The sequence below is a fragment of the Azospirillum sp. TSO5 genome, from assembly GCF_003116065.1.
Lineage (GTDB): Bacteria > Pseudomonadota > Alphaproteobacteria > Azospirillales > Azospirillaceae > Azospirillum.
The window spans coordinates 35,680-54,206 of sequence record NZ_LGQY01000016.1; the positions used below are offsets into that span (position 1 = coordinate 35,680).

General features: G+C 67.0%; 20 protein-coding genes. 5 read left to right on the plus strand and 15 right to left on the minus strand.

Annotation, left to right across the window (positions count from 1 at the left end; translation table 11 throughout):
- Positions 1-5: 5 nt before the first annotated feature.
- Entirely contained in the window at positions 6-1,031 is a 1,026-nt protein-coding gene (locus TSO5_RS03985; protein ID WP_109150355.1) for a zinc-binding alcohol dehydrogenase family protein, read from the minus strand.
- Between the two features lie 240 nt (positions 1,032-1,271).
- On the opposite strand from TSO5_RS03985, the gene TSO5_RS03990 reads away from it, so the two are divergent.
- Complete coding sequence (locus TSO5_RS03990; RefSeq protein ID WP_146203680.1) at positions 1,272-1,610, plus strand: hypothetical protein; 339 nt, start codon at positions 1,272-1,274, stop codon at positions 1,608-1,610.
- A 6-nt stretch (positions 1,611-1,616) separates the two neighbouring features.
- On the opposite strand, the gene TSO5_RS03995 is transcribed toward TSO5_RS03990, so the two are convergent.
- The 6 genes from TSO5_RS03995 to groES form a co-directional block, all read right to left on the minus strand.
- Positions 1,617-2,789, minus strand: a complete 1,173-nt coding sequence (locus TSO5_RS03995; RefSeq protein ID WP_109150357.1) for a hypothetical protein — start codon at positions 2,787-2,789, stop codon at positions 1,617-1,619.
- A 153-nt stretch (positions 2,790-2,942) separates the two neighbouring features.
- Complete coding sequence (locus TSO5_RS04000; RefSeq protein ID WP_247870582.1) at positions 2,943-3,644, minus strand: LuxR C-terminal-related transcriptional regulator; 702 nt, start codon at positions 3,642-3,644, stop codon at positions 2,943-2,945.
- 429 nt (positions 3,645-4,073) lie between these two features.
- Positions 4,074-4,991, minus strand: coding sequence for a DMT family transporter (locus TSO5_RS04005; protein WP_109150359.1), 918 nt, complete (start codon positions 4,989-4,991; stop codon positions 4,074-4,076).
- Positions 4,992-5,107: 116 nt separating this feature from the next.
- Entirely contained in the window at positions 5,108-5,482 is a 375-nt protein-coding gene (locus TSO5_RS04010; RefSeq protein WP_109074318.1) for a hypothetical protein, read from the minus strand.
- A gap of 447 nt (positions 5,483-5,929) precedes the next feature.
- Complete coding sequence (gene groL / locus TSO5_RS04015; RefSeq protein WP_109074319.1) at positions 5,930-7,573, minus strand: chaperonin GroEL; 1,644 nt, start codon at positions 7,571-7,573, stop codon at positions 5,930-5,932.
- A 48-nt stretch (positions 7,574-7,621) separates the two neighbouring features.
- Positions 7,622-7,912: a co-chaperone GroES gene (groES, locus tag TSO5_RS04020; protein WP_042702035.1), complete on the minus strand. Its 291-nt coding sequence runs from the start codon at positions 7,910-7,912 to the stop codon at positions 7,622-7,624.
- A gap of 355 nt (positions 7,913-8,267) precedes the next feature.
- On the opposite strand from groES, the gene TSO5_RS04025 reads away from it, so the two are divergent.
- The 4 genes from TSO5_RS04025 to TSO5_RS04035 all read left to right on the plus strand — a co-directional run bounded on the left by TSO5_RS04025 (position 8,268) and on the right by TSO5_RS04035 (position 10,614).
- Positions 8,268-8,531 (plus strand): usg protein, encoded by a 264-nt coding sequence (locus TSO5_RS04025; RefSeq protein ID WP_109150360.1) that lies wholly within the window; start codon positions 8,268-8,270, stop codon positions 8,529-8,531.
- 103 nt (positions 8,532-8,634) lie between these two features.
- Entirely contained in the window at positions 8,635-8,784 is a 150-nt protein-coding gene (locus tag TSO5_RS32590) for a hypothetical protein (protein WP_158282350.1), read from the plus strand.
- 155 nt (positions 8,785-8,939) lie between these two features.
- Positions 8,940-9,434 carry a lysozyme gene (locus TSO5_RS04030; RefSeq protein WP_109150361.1) on the plus strand — a complete coding sequence of 165 codons (495 nt, stop codon included), beginning with the start codon at positions 8,940-8,942 and terminating at the stop codon, positions 9,432-9,434.
- Between the two features lie 112 nt (positions 9,435-9,546).
- Positions 9,547-10,614, plus strand: coding sequence for a COX15/CtaA family protein (locus TSO5_RS04035; protein WP_109150362.1), 1,068 nt, complete (start codon positions 9,547-9,549; stop codon positions 10,612-10,614).
- 225 nt (positions 10,615-10,839) lie between these two features.
- Here TSO5_RS04035 and TSO5_RS04040 read toward each other — a convergent pair whose 3' ends face one another.
- From TSO5_RS04040 to ccoN, 8 genes are all read right to left on the minus strand, one after another.
- On the minus strand, positions 10,840-11,502 hold the full coding sequence (locus TSO5_RS04040) for a cyclic nucleotide-binding domain-containing protein (protein ID WP_244434101.1): 663 nt from the start codon (positions 11,500-11,502) through the stop codon (positions 10,840-10,842).
- Between the two features lie 182 nt (positions 11,503-11,684).
- On the minus strand, positions 11,685-11,888 hold the full coding sequence (gene ccoS, locus TSO5_RS04045) for a cbb3-type cytochrome oxidase assembly protein CcoS (protein WP_109074323.1): 204 nt from the start codon (positions 11,886-11,888) through the stop codon (positions 11,685-11,687).
- Complete coding sequence (locus TSO5_RS04050; RefSeq protein ID WP_109150363.1) at positions 11,809-14,328, minus strand: heavy metal translocating P-type ATPase metal-binding domain-containing protein; 2,520 nt, start codon at positions 14,326-14,328, stop codon at positions 11,809-11,811. The genes ccoS and TSO5_RS04050 overlap by 80 nt, the downstream gene beginning before the upstream one ends.
- Before the next feature lie 45 nt (positions 14,329-14,373).
- Complete coding sequence (locus tag TSO5_RS04055; protein ID WP_109150364.1) at positions 14,374-14,904, minus strand: FixH family protein; 531 nt, start codon at positions 14,902-14,904, stop codon at positions 14,374-14,376.
- Between the two features lie 242 nt (positions 14,905-15,146).
- Entirely contained in the window at positions 15,147-16,037 is an 891-nt protein-coding gene (gene ccoP / locus TSO5_RS04060) for a cytochrome-c oxidase, cbb3-type subunit III (RefSeq protein WP_109150365.1), read from the minus strand.
- A gap of 3 nt (positions 16,038-16,040) precedes the next feature.
- On the minus strand, positions 16,041-16,202 hold the full coding sequence (locus TSO5_RS04065) for a cbb3-type cytochrome c oxidase subunit 3 (RefSeq protein WP_012972963.1): 162 nt from the start codon (positions 16,200-16,202) through the stop codon (positions 16,041-16,043).
- Between the two features lie 15 nt (positions 16,203-16,217).
- Complete coding sequence (gene ccoO / locus TSO5_RS04070) at positions 16,218-16,955, minus strand: cytochrome-c oxidase, cbb3-type subunit II (RefSeq protein ID WP_109074327.1); 738 nt, start codon at positions 16,953-16,955, stop codon at positions 16,218-16,220.
- A gap of 21 nt (positions 16,956-16,976) precedes the next feature.
- The gene (gene ccoN, locus TSO5_RS04075) at positions 16,977-18,473 is read right to left on the minus strand and encodes a cytochrome-c oxidase, cbb3-type subunit I (RefSeq protein WP_109150366.1); all 1,497 of its coding nucleotides are present in this window, start codon (positions 18,471-18,473) and stop codon (positions 16,977-16,979) included.
- Positions 18,474-18,527: the final 54 nt, after the last annotated feature.

The following is an 18,527-nucleotide window of genomic DNA, read 5'->3' on the forward strand; positions in this document are numbered from 1 at the left end:
GCCGATCAGAAGCCCTCCAGCACCACCTTGCCGCGCGCCTTGCCCGATTCGATCAGGGCATGGGCCTTGCGCAGGGTGGCGGCATCGATGCGTCCCAGCGTTTCCGTCAGCGTCGTGCGCAGGGTTCCGGCGTCGACCAGCCGCGACACCTCGGTCAGCAGCTCGTGCTGGGCGATCATGTCGGCGGTCTGGAACAGCGACCGGGTGAACATCAGCTCCCAATGCAACGAGACGCTCTTGCGCTTCAGCAGGCGGACGTCGATGGGCTCCGGATCGTCGATCAGGCCGATGTGGCCCTGCGGCGCCACCAGCTCGACCAGATCCTGGAAATGGCGGTCGGTCGCGTTGGTGGAGAAGACGTAATCGACGCCGGACAGCCCCAGCGCCTTCACCTGCTCCGCCATCGGCCGGCTGTGGTCGATCACGTCATGGGCGCCCAGCTCGCGCACCCAGTCGGCGGTCTCCGGACGGGACGCGGTGGCCAGCACCCGGACCTTGCTCAGCCGGCGGGCCAGCTGGATGGCGATGGAGCCGACGCCGCCCGCCCCGCCGACGATCAGCAGCGACTTGCCCTCTCCATTATTTTTCTCACTGGTATCACGCGGCAGGCCCAGCCGGTCGAACAGCATCTCCCAGGCGGTGATCGCGGTCAGCGGCAGGGCGGCGGCCTCGGCGACGCTCAGGCTGGCCGGACGGGCGCCGACGATGCGCTCGTCGACCAGATGAAACTCGCTGTTGGTGCCGGGGCGGTCGATGGCGCCGGCATAGAACACCGCGTCGCCGGGACGGAACAGGGTCACGTCCGCCCCGACCGCCTCGACGATGCCGGCGGCATCGAAGCCGAGGACGCGCAGGTCACCCTCGGCCGGCGAGGCGTTGCGGCGCAGCTTGGTGTCCACCGGGTTGACCGACACCGCCTGCACCCGGACCAGCAGGTCGCGGCCGGTGGCGGCCGGGCGGTCGATCTCGACGTCGATCAGCGCGTCGGCATCGGTGATGGGCAGGGACTTGCGGTAGCCGATGGCTTTCATGATGGCCTCGTCTTCATGCAGTGGAGGAAGTCGAGACACAGGATGACGGCGCCAATCGGATATGTGAAATTCATAGTTCTTGTTTCATCCATCAGAAACCGCGATGGACGATCCGCCGACGCACCTGCTCCGGACAGGGTGACGCCAAAGAGGTATGGAATAGCCGGGTGGGTTGGGCTGTTTGTACCGATGACCGCTTTCCTCACCGATCCCGGTCCCCGCAAGACAGGAAGCAAGGCCATGAGCACCGTCCGTCCCACCATCCTGCCGAAGATGCTGACCGCCCTGCTTCTGGCCGCGGGCGCCGCCGCGTTGTCCGGCTGTGTCGCCTACGATGGCTACGACCCCTATTATTATCCCACCTACAGCGAGCCGGTGGTGGTGCCGCCGCCCACCGTCTATGCGGTGCCGCCGCCGGTCATCGTGCAGCCCGGTTACCGCTACCGCTCGTGGGATGACGATCACGGCCGGGGGGGTCGCGATTGGGGCGATCGCGGCTGGCACCAGCGGGAGCGGGACCACAACGGCGACCCGCATGCCTGGGAACGCCCCGGCGGCCCGCAAGGCTGGGGCCGATAAGCCTCGTCAGGCGACCGACGCCGACACCTGATCGGCGCGGTTGCGCAGCACCAGGATGGTGTGGTCGTCGTCGCACACAGCGCCGTCGCGCAGCAGGACCAGCGCCGCCAGCGTCGGGTCGACCGTGCGCAGGTCACGGCGGATGAACAGGGCGGGCAGCCGGGCGCATCCGCCGGTGTAGAGCACGACATGGTCGCCCGGTCCCCACAGCAGATGGACGGCGGCCGGGGCCAGCGGGTTGAAGCCGATCATCGCCCAGCGCGCGCCGAGCGCCGTCAGCTCCTGCGGGCGCACCACCGCCCCGGCCACGGTGCCGAGCGCGGTATAGTCGACGGCCTTGGCGTCGAATCGCAGAACCGCGACGGCGGCCCGTCCGATCTGCGCCAGGGTCTTGTCCTCGGAAAGCCCCAGTTCGGGCCGCCCCTTCAAATCGCGCCGGATCGCATTGACCACCATGGGCGCCGGCAGGCCGGGCACCGTGGCGGCGACCACCGTTTCCACCTGCCGGATCACCGCGGGCGTCATCACCGTGGGGGGATAGGGAGGAGGACCATAGACCTCACCTCCCCCGGCATCGGATCCGGCTCCGGCAGCCACGCCTGCATTGCCGCCGGCCACCGTGTCGCCGTCGATCATCAGCGCGATGCCGCAGGGGCCGTACTCGCCGCGGGCCGGCGCGCAGCCGACGAACCAATGGTCGATGAAGGGGCCGCCCCGCGCGGCCTCGCCCCCGCTCCGCTCGACCATGACCGTCCCGGTCTGCACCATGGCGTCGGCGGTCGGCGCGTCGTCCGCCCCGGGCCGCAGCACGCGGGCCAGCAGCGCCGAGCCGATGCCCGGCGTCACATGGATGTGGAAGCGGTCGGCCTGCGCCCGAACCGTTTCCAGCGCGATGCCGACCCCGGCAAGCGAATCAGGCGCCGGCAGTTCGGCGGTGGCGGGATCGCGGTCGTAGGCCAGGCATTCGACACCGGCGCCCGACCGCATCCGCGCGATCAGCAGCGTCCCGTCCGGCCGGCCCAGCGCATGCTCGGCCAGCACGGCCACCAGCCGGTCCAGCCGGGCCGCCTCGTCGGCCGCCAGAACGCCCTCGGCCCGCTCCGCCGCGATCCGACGCGCCGTGGCGATGTCGTCGGGCGACGCCACGGTGATGCGACGGTGACCATGATCGGGGAACATAGGACCGCTCCTGTCGGCGTTCTGGTTGCTCATCGCCAGAACATTACAATCCTCTTGTGGTCAAGCCCACGTAAAGGACACGTCTCGTCTCATTTTTCGCCCGGCCGGAACCGGACGAAGCGCAACTTCCAGGATTCCGCCTCGTGCCCTGCGTCAGGATGCAGCCACTTCCATCAGTGCAGGCTGGGCCGGCTGGCGGACGGGAAGCCCATGGAGCAGGTCGCGCCCGCGCAGCATCTCCGCCGCCTCCCACAGGCGGCCCAGCCCGACGATGGACCGGCAGCCGGTCTTTTCCATGATGCGGGCGCGGTGGACCTCCACCGTCTTGATGCTGATGCCCAGTTCCCAGGCGATGGTCTTGCTCTGCTTGCCCTCGACGATCAGTTCCAGAACCTCCGACTCGCGGCGGCTCAGCAGGGCTAGCCGGCGGACGGCGTCGCGGCTGCGGTCGCGCTGCTGGGCCTGGGGATTGCCGGAGGCGAGACAGGCGCGCAGCCGCTCCAGGAAGGCCGGGATGGCGAAGGGATGGGCGATGCAGTCCATGGCGCCTGCCTTCATCGCGGCCACGGCGGCGTCGACGTCGCCCTGCTCGGTCACCACCAGCACCGGCAGGTCATGCCCGTGCAGCGAGGCCTCGGACATGAATTCGATGGCGGTCATGTCCGGCAGGTCGCTGCGCAGGACGATGCAGGAGGACGCGGTGCCCAGCACGGCCAGCGCATCGGCGGCGGTGCTGTGGACCCGGCAGGCGATACCGACGGCGCCCAGCGCCCGCGAGAGCGTGCTGCGCGACAGCAGGTCGCCGTCGACGATATGAACCAGGCAGGCGGCTTGCTGGTAAGCGGGCGCGGACATTTGCAGGGGCATCTTGGGACCTCCACCACATCGGACCGGCGAACAGCGCCGGCTCCACATGACGATCGATCCGACACCGAACCGCCGCCATGACCCGTATTTTAGCGGTCGTCCCTTATTGACCGCCGCAGGCGCGAGGGATAGCGGGGGTGTCTAAAAGGATATCGGGGATATTATACGGGCGAACACCCGAACAAGAAGCCCAATCAAGACGCTATCCCGCGGCGCGGGAAAAAACCGGATGGCGAACTTCGCAAGTATATTCGCAAGTTCTTCTCCCGGACCGATTACCAGTCCGCGGAAAACACCCTCCCAACTTTGTCCCATGGGAAACAATCAGTTCCCAGCTTTTTATTTCGCCGACGCAGCCCGAAAATTTCTCTTTAGCGGTAACTTTATTACCGAGCCAGCCCCAGTTCCCGCCCCCGCTCAGGCCCGGCGGCGGGTCGCCAGGACAATACCGGCGGCGATCAGCGCGATGCCGACCCCGTGATACAGATGCGGCTGCTCGCCCAGGAACAGGATGGCCAGCAGGCTGCCGAAAACCGGCACCAGATGGATGGCGAGACCGGCGGTGTTGGGACCGAGCAGCTCCACCGCCCGGTTGAAGCACAGATAGGCGGCGATGGACGGGAACAGCACGGTATAGCCGACCGCCAGCAGCGTGATGCCGCTGGCCTGCACCGGGTGCCCGCTCAGGCTCTCCCAGATATAGAAAGGCAGCAGTTCCACCGCGCCGATGGCGAAGGTGACAACGACGAAGCTCAGGCCATGGATCGCCGGCCGGCGGCGCAGCAGCGTGGTATAGGCGGCATAGATCACCACCGCCGCCAGCATCCAGACGTCGCCGGCATTCAGTTCCAGCCCCAGCAGGGTCGCCGGATCGCCGTGCGAGATCAGCGTCGTCGCGCCGACCAGGGAGACGGCGATCCCCACCCCCTGCATCGCCCCGATCCGGTCGCGGAACAGGACGAGGCTCATCAGCACGATCATCACCGGCATCGACGACTGCAGCATCACGCAGTTCAGCGCGGTCGTCGTGTTCAGCGCGATGTATTGGAAGGTGTTGTAGATGCCGATGCCCAGCGTGCCCAGCAACAGGACGCTCTTCCACCGCGCCAGGATCGGCGTGATGTCGTGGCGCAGATGCGGCCAGGCGAAGGGCAGCACCACCAGCATGCCCAGGCACCAGCGCCAGAAGGCCAGCCCGATGGGCGGCACCGCCCCGGCGACCGCGCGCCCCAGGACCGCGTTGCCAGCCCAGAACAGGGGAGGCAGCATCATCAGCAGCCAGGCCTGATCGGCCAGACGGGAACCTTTGGCGGAGGCGACGCGGTCGGCGGGCATCGGGCTGTCCGTGCGTTAGATCGGATCGCGTAAAATCGGCATCGATTTGAAGCGTGACTCCGATCGCCAAACATATGGCTGGAGCTTCCTGCGTTTCATACTGAACGCAGGAAGCTCTAGCTGCGGCGGCGGGGCGAGGCGAAGACGCTGGACGCGGACAGGGCACCGGCGCGGTCGCTGCTGTCTTCGGCGCGGAAGACGCTGGGGCGGGATTCGCGGCGGGGATGGCGCGGCGCGTCTTCACGGCCCTCGCCACCACGACCCTCGCGGCCTTCGCGGCCCTCACGACCTTCGCGGGGCGGCTTGGCGGGCTGGCGCAGTTCGGCGTCGAGTTCGGCGATGCGCTTGACCAACGCTTCACGGATGGCGGGGGCCGCGTGGGCTTTCAGCGTCGCCAGCTGCTCCTTGAGCTGAACCAGCTGGCGCTGCTTCTGCTCGCGGGTGCGCTTGATGGCGACGTTGTCGGAATGCTGGCCCTCGAAGGAGCGCATGGAACAGGCCCTCGTTAAAATATACGGAAGTCAGGAGGCCGGCGCCCCACGCTGGGGCACCCGGCAAGAGAGGGGCGGATTATTGGGAGGCGACCGCGGCAAAGCAAGGCGGAGTTCGCCTTGACATTTCAGGATGGCGGGATGTCACGGCCCATCGGCACTCGCACAGGCGCCGCACGTCCGACTGAGGCCTGAATCACACCTCATCGACCGTCACCCCCGCGAAGGCGGGGGTCCAGGCCTTCGGGGCAAGTGCTTGAAACGGCTGGATCCCCGCCTTCGGGGATGACGCTGAAAGCGGTGCCCGGCGGTTCGGCGGAGTGGCTCAACACCAAGCTGCATGCCTGTATGCCCCGCTCCCCCCGCATCCCTCCGGGCAAAAGAAAAAGGGCGCCCCCTTGCGGAGGCGCCCCTTTCCGAACCGACCGACAGCCGGACAGTGGGCTATTAGAAGCCCATGTCGTCCATGCCGCCCATGCCACCCGGCATGCCGCCCGGAGCAGCCTTCTTCTCCGGCTTCTCGGCGATCATCGCCTCGGTGGTGATCAGCAGGCCGGCGATCGAGGCCGCGTCCTGCAGGGCGGTGCGAACCACCTTCACCGGATCGATGATGCCGGCGGCGACCAGATCGGTGAACTCACCCTTCTGGGCGTCGTAGCCGAAGTTGGCGTCGTTCTGGTCCAGCAGCTTGCCGACCACGATCGAACCGTCGGTGCCCGCGTTGTAGGCGATCTGACGGACCGGGGCCTGCAGGGCGCGGCGGATGATGTCGATGCCGACGCGCTGCTCGTCGTTGGCCGGGACCAGCTTGTCCAGAGCCTTGCCGGCGTACAGCAGGGCCGAACCGCCACCGGCGACCACGCCCTCTTCCACCGCGGCGCGGGTGGCGTGCATGGCGTCGTCAACGCGGTCCTTGCGCTCCTTCACCTCGACCTCGGTCGCACCGCCGACGCGGATGACCGCGACGCCGCCGGCCAGCTTGGCCAGACGCTCCTGCAGCTTCTCGCGGTCGTAGTCCGAGGTGGTCTCCTCGGCCTGGGCGCGGATCTGGCCGCAACGGGCTTCGATGTCGGCCTTCTCGCCGGCGCCGTCGACGATCGTGGTGGTCTCCTTGGAGATCACGACCTTCTTGGCGGTGCCCAGCATGTCGAGCGTGACGTTCTCGAGCTTGATGCCGAGGTCTTCCGAGATGACCTGGCCGCCGGTCAGGATGGCCATGTCCTCCAGCATCGCCTTGCGGCGATCACCGAAGCCCGGGGCCTTCACGGCGGCGATCTTCAGGCCGCCGCGCAGCTTGTTGACGACCAGGGTGGCCAGAGCCTCGCCCTCGATGTCCTCGGCGATGATCAGCAGCGGACGCGACGACTGCACGACCGACTCCAGGACCGGCAGCAGCGGCTGCAGACCCGACAGCTTCTTCTCGTGCAGCAGGATGTACGGATTCTCGAGATCCGCGATCATCTTGTCGGCGTTGGTGATGAAGTACGGCGACAGGTAGCCGCGGTCGAACTGCATGCCCTCGACGACGTCCAGCTCGGTGTCCAGGCTCTTGGCCTCTTCCACCGTGATGACGCCCTCGTTGCCGACGCGCTCCATCGCCTGGGCGATCATCTTGCCGATCTCGGCTTCGCCGTTGGCGGAGATGGTGCCGACCTGGGCGATCTCGTCGTTGGTCGTGACCTTCTTGGCGCGGGCCTGGATGTCGGCGACGACGGCGGCGACGGCGATGTCGATGCCGCGCTTCAGGTCCATCGGGTTCAGGCCGGCGGCGACCTTCGTCACGCCTTCGCGGACGATGGCCTGGGCCAGGACGGTGGCGGTGGTGGTGCCGTCACCGGCCAGATCGTTGGTCTTCGAGGCGACCTCGCGGACCATCTGGGCGCCCATGTTCTCGAACTTGTCCGACAGTTCGATTTCCTTGGCGACCGACACACCGTCCTTGGTGATGCGCGGAGCGCCGAAGGACTTCTCGATCACGACGTTGCGGCCCTTCGGGCCCAGCGTGACCTTCACGGCGTCGGCGAGGATGTCAACGCCACGCAGCAGCTTTTCGCGCGCGGTGGGGCCGAACTTGACGTCTTTGGCAGCCATGTCTCGATTCCTTTAACTTGTAAATTTCGAAGGATACGGGCGGAGGACTTAGGCCTCGATGACGCCCATGATGTCCGATTCCTTCATGATCAGGTAATCGACGCCTTCGATCTTCACTTCCGTGCCCGACCACTTGCCGAACAGGATACGGTCGCCGGCCTTGACGTCCAGCGCCACGACCTTGCCCGACTCGTCACGGGCGCCGGGGCCGACGGCGATGATCTCGCCTTCCTGCGGCTTTTCCTTGGCCGTGTCGGGGATGATGATCCCACCCTTGGTCTTGGTGTCGGACTCCAGACGCTTGACGACGACGCGGTCGTGCAGCGGGCGGAACTTCATGGAATGCCTCCTTGGATCAAGGCTTGGTTCTGACTGACGTGAATTGGCGCGGGCGGCGGCTGTTAGCACTCCCACCCGGCGAGTGCCAGACAGCTAATAGAAGCGGTTTGGGGATTCAAGAGGCTCATTTCGGAATTTGTCGCGAATGTCGGCAGCACTCACCGAAACATGCTGCTAACACACTGAAATAACTTGATATTTTCCATTGCGCCCCGCCCTGCCCCGCGGCAAGATTTCTTCAAACGGTCACGAAGGACCCGACCGTTCCGGCGCCTGCCTTCCTACCGGGACGGCACCGGGAGGAACCGGACACCGCCAGACCCACCCGATCCCCCAACCGAACGGGAGACCGCGCATGGCCGATCTCAGCCTCCAGCTCCGCGATTTCCGCCTGACCACCGCCGAGATTCTCTATCATATGCCGGACCATCCCGGCCTGCTGCAGTGCTACCTGTGGCAGGAGCTGGACCAGGCGCCGGACTATCCGGTGCTGCGCCGCTTCCTCGATTTCTGGCAGCGCAATCTGGACGGCAAGCTGCATTCGGTGCGGCTGGCGAGCCAGACCCTGATCACCCCCGGCGAGCTTCGCCACGCTGCCGCCGATTTCCGCCTTCACTGATCCCGGCCAACTCCCTTCCCCCCTGTGACTGCCGTCACAGCACCACGCCCCGGTATTCGCTAAAATTTTAGCGAATACCGGGGCTGCAGAGGTGGAGGGGACGATGGCGGCGAAACGGAAGGCGGTGGACTGGCGGAATCGCGAGAGCCGGCTGGTGGAGGCGCTGCTGGAGGTCACGACCATTGCCGGGCTGTTCGCGCTTCTGTTCGCCCTGTTCGTGCTGTTCGGCGCCGCGCAGACGCTGACACCCTGACTCTCCGGGACTCTCCGGCAGCCCATCCGGTGGGCTTTCGCCGAATTACGACAATTTGCATTCTATCCTTCCCGCTAAGCGCGTATCTCGCTTAGGATCGCTCCCGTTGCGGGCGGAGGGTGTCCGCCCGGCGCGCCAACCGGGAGTTAGCATCCATGACCACCAAGCCGGTCTGCCAAGCCGCGGTCGATCTCGTGAAGCATTTCGAGGGCCTGTACCTCAACGCCTATCTCTGCCCGGCCGGCGTTCCCACCATCGGTTACGGCCACACCGCCGGGGTGAAGATGGGCCAGACCATCACCGCCGAGCAGGCCGACGCCTTTCTCGCCTGCGACCTGACCGAGGCGGCGGGCCGCGTCGACGGGCTGGTGAAGGTGGCGCTGAACGACGACCAGCGCGGCGCCCTGTCCTCCTTCGTCTTCAACCTGGGCGCCGGCAGCCTGCAAAGCTCGACCCTGCTGAAGCTGCTGAATGCCGGCGATTACGCCGGGGCCGCCGAACAGTTCGGCCGCTGGGTCTATGCCACGGTGAACGGCAAGCCGACCAAGCTGGCCGGCCTCGTCGCCCGCCGCGCGGCGGAAGAGGCACTGTTCCAGGGCCAGACCGCCCAGCCCCAGACCGGGGTGACCACCGCCGACGGCACCGTCTGATCCGCCGCTCGGCGGGCCCCGGATAAGAGGCGCCGGGCACGAGGAGTTTGACGGGACGGGATGTTCGCACCACATTGGCGAACATCCCACCGCCGTGCTCCGGAATGCCGCCTTGACCGCCTTCGCCTCCGACAGCTTCGCCGCCTCCACCCGCCCGAATCCGAACCGACCGATCGCCGTCTGGCTTCTGGTCTGCGCCGCCATGGTGCTGGCCATGGCCGTGATCGGCGCCATTACCCGGCTGACGGAATCCGGCCTGTCGATGGTGGAGTGGAAGCCGCTGATCGGCATCCTGCCGCCGCTGTCCTCGGCGGAATGGAACCGCGTCTTCGACCTGTACAAAGCGACACCGGAATTCCGCATCTACAACAGCCACATGGATCTGGCCGGCTTCCAGTCGATCTTCTGGTGGGAGTGGTTCCACCGGCTGTGGGGCCAGCTGATCGGCTTCGTCTTCCTGATCCCCTTCCTGCGCTTCTGGATGCAGGGCCGCATCTCGGCAGAGCTTTGGCCGAAGCTGGCCGGGCTGTTCCTGCTGGGCGGGCTGCAGGGCGGCATCGGCTGGTTCATGGTGAAGAGCGGGCTGGTCGATTCGCCGAACGTCAGCCATTACCGGCTGGCCCTGCATCTCAGCACCGCGATCCTGATCTATGGCCTGCTGCTGCGCACCGCGTTCGGCCTGCTCGATCCGCTGCCGCTGGCCGGCTGGCGGCCGGAATCGGCGCCGTTGCGCCGCCATGCCCGCTGGGCGCTGGGGCTGGTCGCCGTCACCATCGTCTGGGGCGCCTTCGTCGCCGGATCAGATGCCGGCTTCGCCTACAACACCTTCCCGCTGATGGCCGGCCACTGGATCCCGCCGGAGGTCGACACGCTGACCCCCTGGTGGATCAACCCGTTCGAGAACACCGCGGCGATCCAGCTGATCCATCGCGTGCTGGCGATCCTGACCGGCGTGGTGGTCCTGGTGCTGGCCGCTCGCGTCGTCAATGCCCGCCTGCCCGGCCGCGCCGGCCGCGCCGCCCTGGCATCGGGCGCCATGGTCCTGCTGCAGATCGCCATGGGCATCGCCACGCTGCTGACCGTGGTGTGGATCCCCATCGCCGCCGCCCATCAGGCCGGCGCCATCCTCGTGGTCTCGATGCTGGTGTGGCTGCTGTTCGAACTGCGGCCGGTGGACTGACCGCTCCGCAATGCCGCGCCAGATCCTTGCCGGCTTGCGGGCGCAGCCGGCAAGATCCACACGGATTTAGGCACGGATTACACGGATTTTTTATGGCTTGCCGGACCGGATGCTTCTCCGGAAGCCTGCGGCTTTGCGGAGGAACATCCGTGAAATCCGTGTCTAAATCCGTGTAATCCGTGGAAAGATTGCCCGACACGCCCGCACCCGGCGAAGGCGAGGGACTCAGGCCCCTTCGGCCAGATCGTACATCGCATCGAGGTCGGCGATCAGGACCTTGTTGCCTTCCTGCAGCGAGATCACCCCGGCGGTCTTCAGCTGGGTGAAGGTGCGGCTGACGGTTTCGGTGGTCAGGCCGAGATAGTCGGCGATGTCGGCGCGGCTCATCGGCACGAAGACCGGGTTTTCCTTGTGGCCGCGGCGGGCGGCGCGCTGCGACAGCATCAGCAGGAAGGAGCAGATCTTCTCCTTCGCCGTCTTGCGGCCGAGCAGAAGCATCTGGTCCTGCGCGGCGGCCAGCTCGTTCGACGCCATGGAGAACAGGCGCCGCTGCATCTTGGGGAATTCCTCCAGCAGCGCGTCGATCTTCTTGCGCGGGAAGCGGCAGAGCGAGGCGCTGGTCACCGACTCGGCGGTGTAGGCATAGCTGTCGTTGACGGCCAGCCCCAGGAAATCGCCGGTCACCAGGAAGCCGGTGATCTGGCGGCGCCCGTCCGGCAGCAGCTTGTACAGCTTCACCGTGCCCGATGTGACGTTGTAGAGCGCGTCGGCGGCGTCACCCTCGGCGAACAGGGTGTGGCCGGCGTCGATGCGCACATTCTGCAGAATGTCGGCAAGACGGCGCAATTCCTCGGGTTCCAGCGCGGCGCACACCGTCAGGCTGCGCACGGGACAGGCCCCGCAGGGATTCATTTCCGTCGCAGCGCTCTTATCGCGAGCGCGAACCATATCGAAGGGTGGCATGGACGAACCCAGCCTTTCATTCCGCATGCGCTCATATTGGTGGCAATCGCTCGGAATCGCAACCTCGCACGCATACGTCCCTTTCATTGCCCGCACAGAATGTGGGCCTATTGCCCGCGCCCGGCCTCCGCCGGCTTGGCCGCTTCATGCCCGGCGCGGGCGGGCGGCGGCAGATCGTCGTCGAACAGCACGCGGTGGGCCGCCCCGTCCAGATCGTCGAACTGGCCGGACTTAAGCGCCCACAGAAAGGCCCCCAGCCCCAGACCGCCCAGGCTCAGCGCGATCGCGATCAGATAGAGAAGCTCGTCCATCACCCGAATCCTTACCCGAGGCTTCCCGCGCAGCGTTGTCCCGCACGGGAAGATCCTTGACGACGGCGCCGCGGGCCAGCCGCAACGCGTTGAGAATGACGATCAGCGACGAGGACGACATGGCCAGCGCCGCCAGCAGCGGCGTCAGCAGCCCCCCCATCGCGAGCGGCACGGCGCACAGGTTATATACCAGGGCGATGCCGAAATTCTGCTTCACCAGCCGGCCGGACCGACGGGAAACCTCCACCGTCTCGACGATCGGGCGCAGCAGCCGGCCCTGGAACACCACGTCGGCGGCGGTCTGGCTGACATCCACCGCGGTGGAGGGCGACATCGAAACCGCGGCGGCGGCCAGTGCCGGGGCGTCGTTCAGCCCATCGCCGACCATCAGCACGGTGCGACCCTGCGCCGCCAGGTCGGCCAGCGCCGCGGTCTTGTCGGCCGGCGTCTGCTCGGCCCGCCAATCGGCGATGCCCAGCCGCTCCGCCACCGCCGCCACCGCGCCCTTGCGGTCGCCCGACAGCAGCTTCACCTCCAGCCCGCGCGCCTTCAGCGCCGCCACCACCGCGGCGGCATCCGGACGCGGGGCGTCGAGGAAGACGATCCGACGCGGCTCCTCGCCCGGACGGGCCAGCCACAGCTCCGGACCGGCGGCATCCTCGGCATCCGACGGCGCGCCGGTGAAGCGGCGGCTGCCAAGCCGCACCTCGCCGTCCGCCGTCTGCAAGGACAGGCCGGCGCCGGCGATCTCGCGCACACCGGCGGCCACCGGAATCTCCGGAGCGACGGCGGCCAGCGCGCGGGCCAGCGGATGGCGGCTGGCCGCGGCGAGCGAGGCCGCCAGCGCCAGATCCTCCGCGGGCAATCCGTCGAGCTGCGGCACCGGGCGCCCCTCGGTCAAAGTGCCGGTCTTGTCGAACACCACCGTGTCGATGGCGGCGAGCCGTTCCAACGCGGTCGGGCTTTTCAGCAGGGTGCCCTGCCGCATCAGCCGACCGCTGGCGATCACCTGCACCACCGGCACGGCCAGCGCCAGCGCGCAGGGGCAGGTGATGATCAGCACGGCGATGGCGTTCATCAGCGCGTCCTGCCACACCACCCCGCCCAGCAGCATCCAGGCGGCGAAGGTGGTCAGCGCGGTCAGATGCACGACGGGGGCGTAGAGGCGCGACACCCGGTCGGCGATGGCGACATATTTGGCGCGGCCCTGCTCCGCCACCTCCATCAGCCGGACGATTTCGGCCAGCAGCGTGCCCTCCCCCACCGCGGTGACGGTCAGGCGCAGCGGCGCGGTCAGGTTCAGGGTGCCGGCGAAGACCTGATCGCCCGGCCGCGCGGTGCCCGGCACCGTCTCGCCGGTGATGAGCGCGGTGTCGAGGTCGGACACGCCGTCGGACACCCGGCCGTCGACGGGGATGCGCTCGCCGGCGGCGACCAGGATGGTGCTGCCGGGGCCGACCTGCTCCGGCGCGACCACGGCGCTGGTGCCGTCCGCGTTCAGGATGGTGACGGCGTTGGCGCGCAGGCCCAGCAGTTGTTCCGCAGCCGACCGCGCCCGCCCGCGCGCCCGCTGGTCGAGATAGCGGCCGATCAGCAGGAAGAACAGCAGCATCACCGCGCCGTCGAAATAGGCGTGCTCGCCGCTGTGGATCGTCTCGAACAGGCTCATGCCGGTGGCGAGCAGGACGCCGATGGTGATCGGCACGTCCATGTTGGTGCGGCCATGGCGCAGCGCCGACAGCGCCGAGCGCGCGAAGGGCCGCAGCGCATAGGCGATGGCCGGCATGCAGACCAGCGCCGAAATCCAGTGCATCAGGTCGCGGGTGGCGGAGCCCATGCCCTGGCTGTGGCCGGCCCAGACCGACACCGACAGCAGCATGACGTTGCCCATGGCGAAGCCGGCCACCGCCATGGCGCGCAGCAGCTCCTTCTCGCTCTTGGCCTGGGCGCCGCCCAGCCGTTCCGGGTCGAAGGGCACGGCGCGGTATCCCAACTGCGCCACGGTGCCGACCACCGCGTTGGCGTCGGTCTCCTCAGGCTTCCAGCGCACGGTCAGCCGGCGCGTGGTCATGTTCATGCGGGCCTGACTGATGCCCGGCTGCCGGCTGAGCGCCGATTCGATCAGCCAGACGCAGGCCGCGCACTGCATGCCGTCGACCATCAGGTGCAGGCTGCGGCTGCCGTCGGACTCCTCGCGCGCATGCGGCTCGTAATCGGCGGCCGGGGTCTCGTCGGGGCGCAGCGGGCGGGCGGTGGGATCGACGCTGCGGCGCTCGTAATAGCGCTCCAGCCCCAGCCCACGGACGAGGTCGTAGGCGGCGGCACAGCCGGTGCAGCAGAAGGGACCGGCGCCGTCACCGGCGGTCACGGCACCGGCGGTCGTCGTCCCGTTCTGCGCGCCTTCGCCCAGCTCTTGTCCGCAATGGAGGCAGACGGTCATCTCAACGTCACCCTGACTGTCCCGGTCGCGGCGGTGTCGCCGCCGTCACTGCACCCAGACGCGCTTCTGGTCCTGATAGTCGCCGGTGGCGTGGGTGATGACGAAGCGCATGTCCCACTGGCCTTCCAGATCCAGCTCCACCGGGGCGCCATAGCGTCCCTCGCCCAGATAGGGCAACGTCAGGCTCTTGTCGTGCCCTTCGGCGGTCGGGCGGATCATCGTCACGGTGACGGTGGCGTCTTTCAGGACATGACCCTGCTTGTCGCGCGCGGTGATGGAGATCACCGCCTTGCGCGGCTCGGTGCTGGTGAATTGCGGCTCGACCTGCCAGCCGCGCTCCGCCTGGGCGCGGGCGCCGGCGAGGTCGTTGTTGTAGCCGAGCCCCTTGATGAAGTGGTTCTCGGTCTCCACTCCGGTCCAACTCGACATCGCGAAATGGACCATCACCATGTTCACCGCCAGGACGATCATGAAGACGCCGACGAAGATCCAGGGGATGTACCATCCCGGCTGGCGCGGCGCCTTGCCACGCTTCGGGGGGACGGGGCGGTTTCCGGTGGCGGTGCTGATGCTCATGGTCGGTGGCTGCCCTTCGACTGGTCGGCTGCTTTCGATCGGCGGCGTTCGATCGACGATGTGTGTGGCCGGTCGGGAGGCACTATGGCGACCGATTGCCGCAGGTACATTGCGATGGATCAAATGACAGGAAGTTAACGAAGCGGCCGTCCGACCGCCAGTTGCGCATAAGAAAAAGGCGCCGGGGAGTGCCCCCCGACGCCTTTCCGGTCAGTTCCGAACCGGTTCCCCGGTTGGACGGCTTACTTGCCGCCGCCCAGGTTGTGGACGTAGACCGCCAGCGACTTGATCGTCGCGTCGTCCAGACGCTTGGACCAGGCCGGCATCACGCCGGCGCGGCCGTTGGTCACCGTCTCCATCAGCGTCGCCTTGTCGCCGCCGTAGAGCCAGTTGGCTTGGCGAAGCGGCGGGGCGCCGACGCCGTCGATGCCGGCGGCAACCGCACCCTGGGCCGCGTCGCCATGGCAGGCGGCGCAGTTCTCGTCATAGACGGTCTTGCCCTTTTCGGCCTTGCCCGCGTCGGCGGTCTTGCCGTTCAGCGACAGAACATAGTCCGTCACCTGATCGATCTGATCGCGGGTGAGGATGCCGTCCTTGCCGAAGGCGGTCATGCCGACGTTCGGGGTGCCACGGGTGTCGCCGTCATCCGAGCGGATGCCGTGCTGGATGGTCTTGTAGATGTCGGCCGAGGCACCGCCCCACAGCCACACGTCGTCGGCCAGCGTCGGGAAGCCCTTGGCACCCTGGCCGCCGGCGCCGTGGCAGGCGGCGCAGTTCTCGTTGAAGTAGGAACGGCCGCCGGCCATCGCGAAGCCCAGCAGGTCCTTGTCTTTCTGGATTTCGTCGACCGACTTGGCGGCGATGGCGGTCAGGTACTTGGCCTGGCCGGCCTTCGCTTCCGCCAGCTTGGTGTCCAGTTCCTCGCGCTGGGAATAGCCGAGGATGCCCTTCGTGTAGGTCTTGCCCAGCGGCCAGGCCGGGTAGAACACGTAATAGGCCATCGCCCAGGCGATGCAGACGTAGAAGAGATACAGCCACCACTTGGGCAGCGGATTGTTCAGCTCGCGCAGTCCATCCCACTCGTGGCCGGTGGTCTCGACGCCGGACAGCTCGTCCTTGTAATTCTGTGCCATGGTCTAAAGCTCCTGACCATCATCCTTGAGCGGGATCTGGGCGGCGTCGTCGAAGGTGCGGCGGTTGCCGGGCCACATGGCGTAAACCAGGATGCCCGTCAGCAGCAGCATCAACCACACCGTCCAGAAGGACCGAAGCATCACCGTGATCGAATCCAAGTCCATGGATTCCTCCCCCGATTACTGCTGCAGCTGCTTGGACTGGTACTTGGTGAAGTCCACCATGGTGCCCAGCACTTGCAGGTAGGCAACCAGAGCGTCCATTTCGGTGACGGTCTTGCTGCCGGTGAAGTTCGCGACCACGGCCTTCGGGTAGCGCTTCGTCAGGCCGGCGGTGTCGCCGTCCGGGTTCTTCTGCGCTTCCAGGTCGGCCTTGGCGTTGGCGATCTGCTCGTCGGTGTAGGGCACCCCGACGATCTTCAGGGTCTTCAGGTGGTCGGCGATGTCGCCGTAGCTCAGCGGACGGTCCTTCATCCAGCCGTAGGTCGGCATGATCGACTCCGGCACGACCGCGCGCGGGTTCACCAGATGGGCGACCTGCCAGTCGTTGGAGTACTTGCCGCCGACGCGGGCCAGATCGGGACCGGTGCGCTTGGAGCCCCACTGGAACGGATGGTCGTACATCGACTCCGCCGCCAGCGAGTAGTGACCATAGCGTTCGACCTCGTCACGGAACGGACGGATCTGCTGGCTGTGGCAGTTGTAGCAGCCTTCGCGGAAGTAGATGTTCTGCCCGGCCAGCTCGAGCGGGGAGTAGGGACGGACCCCCTCCACCTTCTCGATGGTCGATTCGATCGTGAAGAGCGGGACGATCTGAACCAGACCGCCGATCGACACGGTGATCAGCACGAGCACGATCAGCAGAAGGGTGTTCCGCTCGATCAGGTCGTGGCTGAAGCCCTTTTTATCCTGAGCCATTTCTCGCATCCTTCCCTAGCGTCAGGCCGCGCCGACCGTCGCCTTGTGCGGCGTGGTGACATAGGGCTTCTCGATGCGGACATCGCCCTTCGCCGTGCGCCACAGGTTGTAGACCATGATGAGAGCGCCGGTGACGAACAGGACGCCGCCCATCGCGCGGATCACGTAGAACGGGTGCATCGCCGCGACGGTCTCCACGAAGGAGTACTGCAGGAAGCCCAGGTTGTCGTAGGCGCGCCACATCAGGCCCTGCATGATGCCCGACACCCACATGGCGGTGATGTACAGCACGATGCCGATGGTGGCGGTCCAGAAGTGGTAGCTGACCAGACGCAGGCTGTAGAGCTGCGAGCGCTTCCACAGCACCGGAACCAGATAGTAGATCGCGCCGAAGGAGATGAAGGCGACCCAGCCGAGAGCGCCGGAGTGCACGTGGCCGACGGTCCAGTCGGTGTAGTGCGACAGGGCGTTGACCGGCTTGACCGACATCAGCGGGCCTTCGAAGGTCGACATGCCGTAGAAGGCGACCGAGGTGACCAGGAAACGCAGGACCGGGTCGGTGCGCAGCTTATCCCAGGCGCCCGACAGGGTCATGATGCCGTTGATCATGCCGCCCCAGGACGGCATCCACAGCATGACGGAGAAGGTCATGCCCAGCGTCTGCGCCCAGTCCGGCAGAGAGGTGTAGTGCAGGTGGTGCGGGCCGGCCCAGATGTAGAGGAAGATCAGGGTCCAGAAGTGGACGATCGACAGGCGGTAGGAATAGACCGGCCGCTCGGCGCGCTTGGGCACGAAATAGTACATGATGCCCAGGAAGCCGGCGGTCAGGAAGAAGCCGACCGCGTTGTGGCCGTACCACCACTGCACCATCGCGCTCTGCACGCCCGACACGTAGGTGTAGGACTTCATGCCGAACAGCGACACCGGAACGTTGACGTTGTTGCCGATGTGCAGGATGGCGACGGTCAGGATGAACGCCATGAAGAACCAGTTCGCCACATAGATGTGCGACTCGCGCCGCGTCATCACCGTGCCGATGAACTGGACCGCATAGGCCACCCAGGTGACCGTCAGGTACAGGTCGAGGATCCACTCGGGCTCGGCGTATTCCTTGCCCTGGCTGTAGCCCAGGACGTAGCTCAGCGCCGCGAGCACGATGAAGATGTTGTAGTTCCAGAAGATGAACTTCGCCAGCCCTTCGCCCCCGAAGAGATGCTGGCGGCAAGTCCGCTGGACCGAATAGAGCGAGGTGGCGAGCAGCACGTTGCCGCCGAACGCGAAAATCACGGCCGAGGTGTGGACCGGGCGCAGACGCCCGAAGCTCGTCCACTCCAGCCCGAGATTCAGCGCCGGGAAGGCCAGCTGCAGAGCGATGAAGGTGCCGGCCAGGAAACCGACCACGCCCCAGAACACTGCAGCGATAACGAAGAGTCGGATGGCGTCCTCATTGTAACGCACGTCTTCCGACACCCGCTGGCTGCCCAGGGTGGCCCCTGAAGTCAGAGTCGCTGATGTCATACAATCTCTCCCGTTTGCCCCGGGCGGCCGTGGGGCCGCGCCTTCTGGGTTGCA